Below are 12,719 nucleotides of genomic sequence, written 5' to 3' on the forward strand. Positions count from 1 at the left end.
TGACCCTTTGTTTGGTTCTTGAATGTAATTAAATTAGGTGTTTCTCGGATTCCTTAGCATAATGCAAAACTTGATCAAGGTTACCATTTTTGAGTTTTACTGCCCATTCTGAATCAGCTAGCAGTGCGCGGCCGACCGCTACGTAGTCAAATTCGCCTGCTTTGATTTTTTCATCTACAATTTCAAGATTGTCTTCAATTGTTACATGATTATTATCATGATTGCTCAGAAATGCGCGGTTAATTCCGACAGAACCAACTGCAATCGTTGGCTTTTTCGTCAGTCGTTTCGTCCAGCCGGCTAAGGTTAACGATGGATCTTCATCTTTAAATTCAGGTTCCCATATTCGTCTGGTAGAGCAGTGAAAAATATCTACACCGGCTTCAACTAAGGGTGTGAGCAATTGTTCAAGCTCCTTAGAGTTCTTAGCTAATTTAGCTTGATAATCGGTTCCTTTCCATTGTGAAAAACGAAAGACAATGGGGAAATTTGGCCCTACTTCTTTTCGGCAGGCACGAACAATATCTGCCGCAAATTTTGTTCGTTCACCTAGATCCCCACCATACTCATCATGACGCTTATTCGTTACATCCCAAAAAAATTGATCAATTAAGTATCCATGCGCTCCATGCAATTCTATTCCGTCAAAGCCGATGCGCTTCGCATTTGCTGCAGCTTCGGCGTATGTAGCAATCATGTCAGCGACTTCTTCTTTCGTTAAAGCCTTTATTTTCTCATTTCTACTGCCTCTTAAAGTATATCCAGACGGACTCACGGGAGGTGCGTCACTATTTGGTTCACTGCCTGCTTTACGAGCTGCACCTACATGCCATAATTGTGGAATGATTTTGCCACCTGCTTGGTGGACTTCCTTCACTACATGTGCCCAGCCGTTTAAGGCATCCTCTCCATAAAAACGGGGAATATCGGGGCTCATGACTGCAGCTGGGTGGTTGATCGCTGTCCCTTCCGTTATGATGAGCCCAATTCCATTCTCAGCCCGTTTGCGGTAATATTGTGCAACATTTTCCCCTGGGACACCTCCAGGCGAAAAGATTCTTGTCATCGGGGCCATCACTAACCTGCTTGCTAACCATTCATTTCCAAATGGTACAGATTGAAACAATGTATGTCCAGCGTACTTTTGATCCAATGCGAGCACTTCCTTCCATTCATTCTTTTTATCGTCCTTCCTTTATTCTACAATTCCACTAAACAAATAGAAACCGATATGTTTTTGCTTAACCCTTTTTCTACAGTTAAATAGGCCGACATAAAAATGATCATTTCATCATATTTATCATCAATGAGAGGGTAAAGAGGTGAAAATATGGTACGCCATGTTGGCAGCAGATTCATCTGGTTTCTGATCGGAAGTTCGATTTTTACTACCTTTATCGGATATGCCCTGTTGAAAGCTGGCCTCATATCATTTCCAGGTATTCATACATCCCAAAGAGCACTAGATAATAAAGATCGTAATCGAAATAGAAGAGTGGGGAGGATTCGAGTTACTTAGAGAGTTGAAAATTATTACCGTGAGCTTTTAGTTACTCAAATCTTCATGAAAGAACCTACTCAATATCTGAATAGGTTCTTTCTTAAATTTATGCCGTTAAAATACCTTCTATCTGTTCTACCAGATTATCGTATTCTGAGAACATCAATAACAAATTCGGATTAAGTAGGCAACCTTCTGTAAAATAGTGCATTCTACTAACTGGTGCAATATGGTAAACTATTTGTATATTATATGTATCTTTCGGAAAATGGGGTAGCCCGATGGACGATAATGGAAGAGAATATTAGCGAGAAACATAGAAATAAAGAGGACCAGCGAATCGCCCAATGGAATCAAGGGTCATACCCCTAGTGTGCTAAATTGTTAGCGTGTCGGGGGTCTGACCCTTTGTTTCGTTTTATTAAAAATTAAAAGAAAGTAATATAAAAGAGTAATAAAAATAGTAAAGACGAATATAGCTAAATGATTAATATGGGAGAGGATGAGTTAATCATGGCAAAGTATGAAAAGACAATCATTGGTCAATTTGAGGAAGTGGTTAATCACTTGCAAAACGATATTGGTAATAGTGGAATAAGTATGAAATTGGTTGATGAAAGCAACTACATGATTGGGGATACTAAAATAGCAGTTCGAGTTTATGATAAATATTTTATGAGGAATGGAAACAGAGCAAGTTTGAGCCTTACTGTAGTAGGTTCTGACAATAATATTTTTATTTCAGCAATTGGTGCTGGTGGGGGACAAGGCGTTTTTTTAAACTTTAGTCTTGGTGCTGAAGATGATATGGTGGCAATCGTGGAAAAAAGTATAGAACAAATGGAATAATACTTAATTTTATTCCTAATCAGTCTTCTTTAAAATTGATATCAAAATATAGCCCGATTTTACAATCACATTGTCAGACGGAACAAAATGTTACTGGGAACACTTAGGACTACTTGATACACAAAGTTATTATGATAGTTGGCAAAAATGAAAACAAATTTATGAAAAAATTAACTTTACTGATTATCTTATCACCACAGATGATCTTCAAGGTATTAAAGAATCCAGGATAAATGAAAAAATTGCAACCTTAAAAGAACGGAACTTACAGAAAACAGAGTCTAAGCTGTCAGATTATCATTATAGTTGATTGATGGAGAAAGCAAGTCACACAATGCACAGATGGATGTTGTGATTACTCTTTGGAATAATAATTTAATAGCTTAAAAGAAATATGGACATTTAATAAATTAATGTATTGTGGGTGTGTTATTTGATCGCAGAATTATTATAAAAACAGACCCAAATACCCAGCTAAACAGTCGGTTAGATTAAATAATTATAAAGTATTGAGTGATTCAGGACATAGATGACCACCATTTCTAAGGTATAAAATGAGTTATATAAATGGATGGAAGGGTGTTTATGATGAAAACGAAAAATTGGTCAATTGCATTGGAACATGGGGAATATGAGGAAAATAAGGAGCTTGTTATTCAAGAGGCGATTTCTGCAATACATGACACAGGTATTGGACTTTATGTCAATGTGGTAACCCCGAGTACATTTGGTAATCCAGAAAATTATTTGCAACCGGTCATTGAGGATACATTTGGAGATCATGTTACTATGAAATTTATTGATCAATGCGGCTGTGGAGGCTATGTGTTACGCGTTTGGAAAAACAAATAAACTTTCAAAATCAACTAACGGATTACAAAAACCGTAACTAATAATATGGATAACCAAGTAGTAGCAGTTAATTCAATGCAACTACTTTTTTTGTTCCTCAAAACGACCTAGTAAGTTATAAAGAAAATCGAGACTAAATTTAAGTGCAAGCCGAATTTTGGAAATTATCACCCAGATGAGGTGATTGACCTTTCGCAATCATTCTTTGAATCATGGCAGCAGTTATTCCCTAAACAAATGGCCAATCGGCGTAAATTTGTAGCAGGGCTGACTGGAATTCAGGTGCCTTAGCATATACATCACCATCTACAGAACAAAGTATGTAGCCCTGGTTGTAAACACACACTTACCACTTTTGCTTATTTTACTATAAGGGTTAATTGTCGGTTCAACTATTCTTAATAAAATAAGTAAAATGTTATAATATTTGAAAGTATCTAATTCATGTGAGAGAGGGGAGAAAATTGCTTTCAAAAATATTGAAAACAATCAAATACACTTCTATAAAAGGAAGCATTGGTGAGAGGGTTACAAGGTTATTTACCTCTGGCTTAAATGATGAAGAATACTACAAGATACACGATTTGTTATTAAAAAAAGAAAGTGGTGAAACGACCCAGATAGATCATCTATTTATTTCACCATATGGTCTGTTTGTGATTGAGTCGAAGAATTACAAAGGATGGATTTTTGGAAATGAAAAAGATAAATATTGGACACAATCCATTTATCAATATAAAGAAAAATTGTTCAATCCAATTTGGCAAAATAAGGGACATATTCGTGCCTTAAAGGACATTCTTAGGGAATTTGGGGAAATAAAATTCATTTCAATTATCGCATTCAGTCCTAGCGCAACCCTGAAAAAAATAACTATTGATTCGGATCATACATATGTAAATTACCAAATGAATGTTTCACATATTATTAAAAAATATCAAGAACCATTAATCTCAGATTATCATGCAAGGAAAATTTATGAAAAACTTAATTCTCTTAAGATTAAAGGTTTAAATGCAAAATTAAATCATGCCGAGACCATTCAAAAGGAATTAAAGAAGCAACATACTCAAGCTTCAACAGCTACCTGTCCAAGATGTGGTGGAAGTTTAATAGTAAGAGTAGGAAAGTATGGAAGCTTTAAGGGATGTAGTGGTTACCCTTCATGTCGATATACTCAAAAGTCTTAAATCAAAAATAAAATGTAAATAATTGGAGTTGGACAAATGTCTAAATACAATAAACTAGTCCGCGATAAAATTCCAAAAATCATTCAAGCTACAGGCAAGAAATGCTCTATAAAAATATTAAATTCTGATGAATATATCAAAGCCCTTCAGAAGAAAAGTTTCGAGGAACTTCAGGAATACATAGATAGCGGGAGTAATGATGAGGCAATTGAGGAATTAGCGGATATGCTGGAAATTATCCATACATTTGCGGAGTACCATGGGGTTACAATGGAGAAAGTTGAAGAAGAACGGAAAAGAAAGCTGGAGATGCGTGGCGGTTTTAAGGAAAGAATTTTCTTAATTGAAGTTGAAGGTTGACAAGGATTCTAGCATCCAAGCATTGCGGGGGAAGGGTAAATGAGCCATAAATTACAAGTGGGAGAAATGAAAGCAGCCTATTTAACAGATAAAGAAATATGGGCGCATTTTAATTTCATCTATTCGCCAAAATCAAAAAATTCAACTACATACAAGTTTGTCTTGATTAAATCCATTCTAGAAAACTTATATAAGATTAATGTCATGGGTGCCATTTACGGTGACACTGGCTGCACCATTTATGATTTTGATAATGGGAAGGAACAGCTAAAACTTAATAGCACTTTTTACTCGTTCATGCAGCGATTTCAACGGGTTTTAAATTATTTAACGAATTATCATTTGGCGTTATTTTTAGAAAAATTTAATGAAAAGGGAGATACCACTAATCTGCTCTTAAAGGTAGAAAATGTCTCTAAGAGATCCTCGCTTGATCAGTTTTATCAGGTACTCTCGTCATTCTATAATGGTAAGTGTTTTTACTGTGGGAAGACCATAAAAAAAGAAAACGCACATGTCGATCACTTTATTCCATGGAGCTTTGTTCAAGCGGATCAACTGTGGAATTTGGTGATTGCTTGCAGTACTTGTAATTTGTCTAAAAGTGATAAATTAGCTAATGAACCGTTCTTAGAGACGATGATTGATCGAAATGAATCCTTAATTTCCATCACAGCACTGAGAATTCGAGAAGACATGCAAGTCTACTCAAGTAAAAAATTGAAAGATCTCTATCATTTTTCTGTAGAGAATGGGTTTACGGATTTTTGGGTGCCAAAGAAAATGATTTTATAGTCATTTGGGGATAGAGGAGATCCTTTTATATTCATACCACCTTAGAAGAGCAATCGGTACCATTTTTATGTAAGTACAAGGAGTGATAGTATTTGTATAATTGTAGAATTCTTAATAGTAGAAAAGACCATATTTTTCAAAATAGCGAATATACGTTCCTATCTTAATTAACGGTATGATATACTAGAATTACAATAGAATCGGAATTCTCAAGGGTGGTCGGTACACTCCCAATTAGAAGGGGGGTGATGCCGAATGACAGTTTTTGAATCGTTCATGTTTGCGATTGGTTTTGCTAGTCTAGTCGTAGCTATTCTGTCATTTAAATCAAAAAAATAATCCACCTTTGAGTTAGGGCTCAGGTGGATTATACTGCCGTATAGCCGACCCCTCATGAGGGATCCGTCTATTGTTGGACCGGACATGTTTTCAGCCATGTTCGGTCTTTTTTAATTTATTCAATTCATACTCATATTATAACCTATGATAGTGAAAAAGAAACTATTTTATAAAATAGTATTTGAATCCATCCTAAATAAGGTTGCTATCAAGGTTTTTAGTTTTCACCTTTTTCTTATTCCACCTTTCTTTACAAGGTTCACAAGTGTCCCTTTATTTTTATACCGATTATAGGCAAATGGATTAAATATCGCTGCGAAAGGTCTAACATTAATGATATGTTTTGATTAGTTGAGCGGAAAGTTCCATTTGAGGACATGTTAATTTTGTATCGCGTAAAGAAAACTCATAAATATCCAATCATTGATATTATAAGGCGATCACTGGAAGAGTCAAGCTTACCTTTTTATTGGATAACTGAAAATGATGTCTCCAAGCGATCGTTTAAAAAGGATGATGGAAAAGTCAAGATTAGTACTATTGACAGCAGTAAAGGCCTAGACTTCCAAGCTGTATTTATCGTAAATATTGATTCCATGCCATTTCCCCTTGAAGATGATAAGGAGAGGGAAGTTTCCTTATTTTATATCGGAATGACTAGGGCGAAGGAATATCTATGCCTGTCCTACTCCGCTGAATCGGAATTTACGCAGTATTTGGATCAAATCTTGCAAAAAAGGAAACAGAAAAAGACGGAAATAGAGAAGATCAACTAACATACGCAATATTATGGTAATTATTTAAATAAAGGGACTTTCCTTGAAGAACTATAACAGTCACTTACGGAGTGGCTGTTATTTTTTTGTTTCCCATTATTCGGGTAAAAGTACAATGCTGGATGCACTCAATTCGGGGATTAACAATCACATCATGGGTTTAAGTGTAATCCTTCAAACTTGGATTAAATATGATTCGTGTAAATTATAGAACTTTTTTACCCAAATTTATAAAAAAATGGTTATACTTACATTGGAAGTAAAGAAGTATGAAAAAATATCCCTCATAAACAAAGGAGAACTAAAATGAGAAAACTCGTTCTATTTCTGCACGCATCGCTTGACGGTTTTGTAGAAGGTCCGAACGGTGAAATGGACATCGGCTGGGTTTCCTACGATGCTGACTTGGAGAAACACGCGAAAGAAATTCTGAGTACTGCCGACACTGTCATATGGGGACGTGGGACTTATCAAATGATGCACAGTTACTGGGCATCTGTGCCTTCGAACCCCTCAGCTTCGCAGCATGAACGGAATCATGCCGAGTGGGTCGAAAAGACAGCCAAAATTGTTTTTTCCACGACGCTGGAGAAAGTCGAATGGAACAATTCTAGACTGGTGAAAGAAGATGTCGAGAAAGAGATCAAGAAACTCAAACAGCAGCCAGGCAAGGATATGGTCATCCTCGGCAGTCCTAGATTAGCACACTACCTTATGCAGCTTGACTTAATAGATGAGTATAAAATTACGGTTTCTCCCGTCCTGATCGGCAGCGGGTTGCCGTTATTCCAAGGTCACAAGGAAAAGATCAACCTTAAACTTATCGAAAACAAGACATTTGATTCTGGAGCCATAGCCCTCGTTTACCAGACTGTGAGATGACCTTGTCTCCTAAAGCAGATTACGTCAGATACGATAGCATTCCAGTAGATCGTTAAATTTCAGGTTTGAAAAAAATAAAGCCCCTCAGTAAGATATGAGTATAGACACCCTCTAACTCACAACTTTAGGAGGAACCCTACCATGAAGGTAGCTTGTCTAACTTTTACAAGTATAGTGAGACTCAAGCTATTTTACATTTTCTAATTGTTCGAAGAAATTTTATACTAACGGAGGGGATGAAATGAAGATTTTGTTTGATGAAACATACACTTCAAAAGACGGAAAGCATACAAGCAGGAATATTTGGTATGGATATGCTGATATATCTGTTGAGGGTCACCATGGAAAAACCATTAAGCTTAATGAAGATTTTATGGATCAATTATGCGAATTAATAAAAAATGACTTATCTAAGAATGCAGCAAATGCACCTACTCAAACTAACTGGTATTTCTATGGAAGTGCGGTAACTAAGGACGCTATTGGAGACAATATCCGTCCGACAATTATGGTTCGTGAGAAATCTGACGAGTTTATAACTAATTTTAATATCAGTGACCATGATTTTGCTGTAAATATTGATGCTATTCTGTTGTTTAAGGCGGATTTTGAAAAACGTTTAGCGAGTCATTGATGAGTAATATAAGTATAAGCATATTCAAACTATTTGAGGGGATGATTCCATAATGAATTCATTCTCCTTTTTCATGTGGTGGGAGTCTTTTTGTGTGGAGGAAAAGGACATTTAATAATACAGATTGTGAATTTACACTTAAATTAAACTGCATTGTTAGTGCAGTAAGCATCACTTCATTAAAATGAATAAATATTTGTTTTTATACAGGATGATCCTTAAGTAATGATTTATAAAGAATTATAAACATACTGCCAAAACATATATCAATTAATTGCCAGAAATAAGTGATGATGGAGGTATAAATTATGAATCAGGCTGCTCAGGTGTACTGGAAGGAATATTGGAAGGATAACGATCAAGATCAACCTCAGTCAGTCAGTCAGTTAGTGCATGGCAATTTGGGGCTGATTCTGATTACCTCGCACAGTTGGTAATAGATGGTATTGAAAACTGCCACATGCTCGGGATATATTTTTTATGAACATGAGAATGAACCCATCCCATCAACAAAAGATTGCAGTATTATTTTAAATAGCGACGATAAACCTGTTGCAATCATTAAGACGATGGAGGTTGAGCTGACTCCAATGAATCAAGTCAATGAAGAGTTTGTTGTTGCAGTAGGTGAAAGAGATAGGGCTTACCAATATTGGTGGGAAGCTCATGAAAAATTCTTTAGAGATGAGTTAAAAACAATCGGAGGTGATTTTTCGGAAGATATGCTCCTTGTTTGTTAACGCTTTGAGGTGATTGATGTGAAAAAGGGGTTAAAGATCCATTCATAAGCCATTGGGCGCATTCCTTTAGGAACGGTCTGATTTTCCTTTGGCAATAATGTTAAGAGGTAAAATTATTAAAAAATAATCTTTGCTTATTCAATAATTGTGGCATTTCCTGATGGCGGATCTGCGCCTTTTTAGAGAGTTATTTGAAGAAACTGGTAGTAATTTAACCCCCTTTGCGACTACTCAATAGATGATTCTGTTAAGATAACTTTGGGAAGGTTATATTTTGGGAGTATAAAGGAGATTGGTCAATTGACTATTTCAGAAATTGATCAAGTAAAACTGTTTGATAGTTTTCCTGATAATCTTACTAATCCACAAATTCAACAATTAGGATGTGTAGGGGGGAGAAATATGGAGTCTAAGCTAATTATCATACGAGGTAACTCTAGGAGTGGAAAAACAACAACTGCGCAAAGTCTTCAAAATCATTTGGGGTATGGAACGCTCTTAGTTTCTCAGGATGTCGTTCGTCGTGAAATGTTGAAAGTTCACGATAGAGAAGGGAACCTTTCAATTGATTTGATTCGTCAAATTGCAGAATATGGTAAAGATAAATGTGAATTTGTTATTGTGGAAGGAATTTTATATAAAAGTCGTTATGGTGAAATGCTGCATAACTTAATTCAGTTCTATAACCAAAAGACAGATACATATTATTTTGATTTATCATTTGAGGAAACAGTAAAACGCCACAACAATAGTTCAAAAACAATGGAATTCGGGGAAGATTCTTTACGTGCTTGGTGGAATCCAAATGATTATCTTGGAGTGGGTGGAGAAACCATTTTGACAAATGATATGTCCCAGAACGATGTATTGAAACTGATATTAAATCAACTTCAAAAGTAATAATTTCGATTGAATTATTTGAATAAAATTGCAACAGTGAATAATATGTTAAAATGGGAATTAAAAAGGTGAGATGAGCTCCATTTAATCATCTTAATAGTAGAGCTATTTTTATGAATTAATGAGAAGTCTTTGAAGCTTTACATTGCTTAATAAAGACTACGATTATAGAATATACGTTCTGTTTTGATGAATGATGATATAATAAAAGAGCAATAGAATAGGATTTCTCAAGGGTGGTCAGCACACTTCCAGCAGAAAGGAGGTGATGCTGCATGACAGTATTTGAAACATTCATGATTACGATTGCTTTTGCAAGCCTAGTCGTAGCGATTCTGTCATTTAACCAGAAAAAATAATCCACCCTTGAGTTTACCAGACCGAGGTGGATTACTTTCTGCTTCATGCTAATTCCCTTAGAGGGAACCTACTATTGCAAGGACCGTGTGGTGTACTAGCACCAGCGGTCTTTTTTAATCTATGCAGTTCTTTAGTAATATTATAACCAAAATGTTTAGAAAAGAAAACAGAATAGGAGCATATGATTTGATAATAGTACAGTCGTTAGTGCCAAGGACCTTCCAGATAGATGGGTGGTGCCTGGCACTTTTTTCGTTTAATTATCAGTATTTTGTCATTTTTCGACTAGTGCGGTGGGGTCAGGCACCGATTAATTCGTGGGTTATTTGTCAGAAAACTCGCATGTAAGGACATCTCCCATAATAGAGTAGATATAGACGGGTGTAACAAGCCTTTTAGTTGTCAAACATCTGGAAAGTTTCGTATGGCGGTAATAAAGAAACCAGGGGCTTTTTAAGTTAGATGGGAGGGGTTTCATGTTTCATATTGTAGCCTGTATCAAGCAAGTGCCTGACACGAAAATTATTAAGATGAATCCAAAAACGAACACGATGGATCGGAGGACAGCGCCTGCGATTTTGAATCCGTATGATGCTCATGCAGTTGAAGAGGCTGTTCGTTTAAAACAACGATATGGTGGGACTGTATCGGTTGTCACGATGGGTCCACCTCCAGCGGTGTCCGCGATAAAGAAATGTATTGAAATAGGCGCGGATGAGGGGTATTTAATTACGGATCGCCGGTTTGCGGGTGCCGATACATTGGCAACGAGCTATGCCGTGACAAAGGCGATTGAAAAAATTGCAAAAACCAGACCCGTCGATTTGATCATTTGCGGAAAAATGTCCATTGATGGAGATACCGGGCAAGTAGGACCCGGAATAGCTAGAAGGCTCGATATACCACCACTCACTTCTGTGAACAAAGTCGTGGATATCAATCAAGAAGAAGGATATGTCGTTGTCCATCGCAAGCTGGAGGATGGATATGAAGTCGTCCAATCCACCTTGCCGTGTTTATTTTCCGTTGAAAAAACGATTAATGACGTGCCATATTCCCCGATGCCGAACATGCTCAAAGCTGCCAGATACAAACCACATATCTGGTCGGTTGATGACCTTGAAGATGTAGATATCAAGCAGCTTGGTTTAAAGGGATCACCAACCATTGTTTCCAAAGTATGGGCTCCACAAAAACCGGCAGGGGGAACATTCCTTGAAGGCAACCCAGCAGCACAAGTAGAGCAATTGCTTCAGATCCTGCTTGAAAAGAAGGAGCTGTTTGAAAGTAAGGAGGGAATGTAATTGGATTTTAACGATTACAAAGGTGTTTGGGTCTTTATTGAACAAAAGGATGGAGAGGTTGCCTCTGTATCCCTTGAATTATTAGGTGCTGGTAGGAAATTAGCTGATAAACGAGGTGTGGAACTAGCGGGTATTCTTATCGGGGAACATGTTAAACCTTTAACAAAGACCGTGTTTGAATATGGAGCAGATATCGTGTATGTCTATGATCAACCTCTCTTTAAGCATTACCGGACTGAAACCTACATGAAGGCGCTGTTAGAGTGCAGTGATAAATATAAACCGGAAATTATTCTCTACGGGGCCACCTCAACAGGAAAAGACCTGGCAAGTGCAGTGGCCACCGATTTGCCGACAGGGTTGACGGCGGATACGACGGAACTGGATGTAGAAGAGGAAACGGGGTTACTCCTTGCGAGTAGGCCAGCGTTTGGCGGAAATATTATGGCGACCATTTTATGTAAAAAATACAGGCCGCAAATGGCGACCGTACGCGCTAAAGTCATGAAGGCGCTGCCCCCAGAGGTGGGGAGAATAGGCAAGGTCGTCGAAGAAACCGTCTCATTAAAGGAAGAAGATATCCGGACAAAAGTTTTGGAAATTGTAAAGGAAACGGTTAAGAAGGTCAGAATCGACGAAGCGGACATCGTTGTGGCTGGCGGAAAAGGATTAGGCAGCTACGAGGGTTTTCAGTTAATACACCATTTGGCTGAAACGCTTGGAGGAGCTGTTGGTGCGAGCAGGGATGTGGTGGAAGCGGGTTGGATTGACCACCCCCATCAAGTAGGGCAAACCGGTGTGACGGTAACGCCAAAGATTTATTTTGCGATTGGGATTTCTGGGGCAATTCAACATATTGTGGGAATGAAAAATGCTGGTTTAATCATTGCCATTAATAAGGACAAAGAAGCTCCTATTTTTCAGAACTGTCATTATGGAATTGTTGGCGATGCATTTGAAATCGTTCCTGTCCTAATCGAACAGTTTAAACATGCACTTTCTAGTGACAAGGCGATGAAGTAAGTTAGTGCTGAATGATGACCATTATTCCACTCTCATTCGTGAGTGAATTGTTCCCAAGGCTTCTGCTAGCGTTTAGCCTTTCGGATTAACCATATTTGTTTGACCTCCAAAGGCCTTAGAAATTTTCATTTAATCGCTAAACACTTTTTTCTTTACTTCACTAAGGAGTAAAGCTTTTTTTATGCTATAATTAGTACCAGATAATAGCACTTAC

General features: G+C 37.3%; 15 protein-coding genes and 1 pseudogene. 14 read left to right on the top strand and 2 right to left on the bottom strand.

Annotated elements, in window-relative coordinates:
- Positions 1–28 precede the first annotated feature (28 nt).
- Positions 29–1,153: an NADH:flavin oxidoreductase gene (locus TY15_RS00005; RefSeq protein ID WP_040209145.1), complete on the bottom strand. Its 1,125-nt coding sequence runs from the start codon at positions 1,151–1,153 to the stop codon at positions 29–31.
- Between the two features lie 177 nt (positions 1,154–1,330).
- On the opposite strand from TY15_RS00005, the gene TY15_RS00010 reads away from it, so the two are divergent.
- The 12 genes and pseudogenes from TY15_RS00010 (at position 1,331) to TY15_RS00060 (ending at position 9,818) form a co-directional block, all read left to right on the top strand.
- Positions 1,331–1,519, top strand: a complete 189-nt coding sequence (locus TY15_RS00010) for a hypothetical protein (RefSeq protein ID WP_040209144.1) — start codon at positions 1,331–1,333, stop codon at positions 1,517–1,519.
- A 495-nt stretch (positions 1,520–2,014) separates the two neighbouring features.
- A complete protein-coding gene (locus TY15_RS00015; protein WP_040209143.1) occupies positions 2,015–2,350 on the top strand; it encodes a DUF6054 family protein in 336 nt (111 codons plus the stop codon).
- Between the two features lie 306 nt (positions 2,351–2,656).
- Complete coding sequence (locus TY15_RS25280) at positions 2,657–2,737, top strand: DUF6979 family protein (RefSeq protein ID WP_392391331.1); 81 nt, start codon at positions 2,657–2,659, stop codon at positions 2,735–2,737.
- Between the two features lie 198 nt (positions 2,738–2,935).
- Positions 2,936–3,202: a CGCGG family putative rSAM-modified RiPP protein gene (locus TY15_RS00020; protein ID WP_040209472.1), complete on the top strand. Its 267-nt coding sequence runs from the start codon at positions 2,936–2,938 to the stop codon at positions 3,200–3,202.
- A gap of 464 nt (positions 3,203–3,666) precedes the next feature.
- Entirely contained in the window at positions 3,667–4,392 is a 726-nt protein-coding gene (locus tag TY15_RS00025; protein WP_040209142.1) for a nuclease-related domain-containing protein, read from the top strand.
- Between the two features lie 36 nt (positions 4,393–4,428).
- The gene (locus TY15_RS00030) at positions 4,429–4,752 is read left to right on the top strand and encodes a nucleoside triphosphate pyrophosphohydrolase (RefSeq protein WP_040209141.1); all 324 of its coding nucleotides are present in this window, start codon (positions 4,429–4,431) and stop codon (positions 4,750–4,752) included.
- A gap of 39 nt (positions 4,753–4,791) precedes the next feature.
- Entirely contained in the window at positions 4,792–5,547 is a 756-nt protein-coding gene (locus TY15_RS00035) for an HNH endonuclease (RefSeq protein WP_040209140.1), read from the top strand.
- Positions 5,548–6,272: 725 nt separating this feature from the next.
- Entirely contained in the window at positions 6,273–6,662 is a 390-nt protein-coding gene (locus TY15_RS00040) for a 3'-5' exonuclease (protein WP_040209138.1), read from the top strand.
- Between the two features lie 306 nt (positions 6,663–6,968).
- Entirely contained in the window at positions 6,969–7,544 is a 576-nt protein-coding gene (locus TY15_RS00045) for a dihydrofolate reductase family protein (RefSeq protein WP_040209136.1), read from the top strand.
- 241 nt (positions 7,545–7,785) lie between these two features.
- Entirely contained in the window at positions 7,786–8,178 is a 393-nt protein-coding gene (locus TY15_RS00050) for a hypothetical protein (RefSeq protein ID WP_040209134.1), read from the top strand.
- Positions 8,179–8,486: 308 nt separating this feature from the next.
- Positions 8,487–8,918, top strand: a pseudogene (locus tag TY15_RS00055) (ASCH domain-containing protein).
- 402 nt (positions 8,919–9,320) lie between these two features.
- Positions 9,321–9,818: a kinase gene (locus tag TY15_RS00060; RefSeq protein ID WP_040209470.1), complete on the top strand. Its 498-nt coding sequence runs from the start codon at positions 9,321–9,323 to the stop codon at positions 9,816–9,818.
- Positions 9,819–9,936: 118 nt separating this feature from the next.
- Here the strand turns inward: TY15_RS00060 and TY15_RS25425 are convergent, their stop codons facing one another.
- A complete protein-coding gene (locus tag TY15_RS25425) occupies positions 9,937–10,224 on the bottom strand; it encodes a hypothetical protein (protein WP_142305403.1) in 288 nt (95 codons plus the stop codon).
- Positions 10,225–10,654: 430 nt separating this feature from the next.
- Between TY15_RS25425 and TY15_RS00065 the strand changes: the two genes are divergently transcribed.
- Positions 10,655–11,482 carry an electron transfer flavoprotein subunit beta/FixA family protein gene (locus TY15_RS00065; protein ID WP_040209133.1) on the top strand — a complete coding sequence of 276 codons (828 nt, stop codon included), beginning with the start codon at positions 10,655–10,657 and terminating at the stop codon, positions 11,480–11,482.
- On the top strand, positions 11,483–12,505 hold the full coding sequence (locus tag TY15_RS00070; RefSeq protein WP_040209132.1) for an electron transfer flavoprotein subunit alpha/FixB family protein: 1,023 nt from the start codon (positions 11,483–11,485) through the stop codon (positions 12,503–12,505).
- Positions 12,506–12,719: the final 214 nt, after the last annotated feature.

The organism is Neobacillus jeddahensis (assembly GCF_000612625.1).
Lineage (GTDB): Bacteria > Bacillota > Bacilli > Bacillales > Cytobacillaceae > Neobacillus > Neobacillus jeddahensis.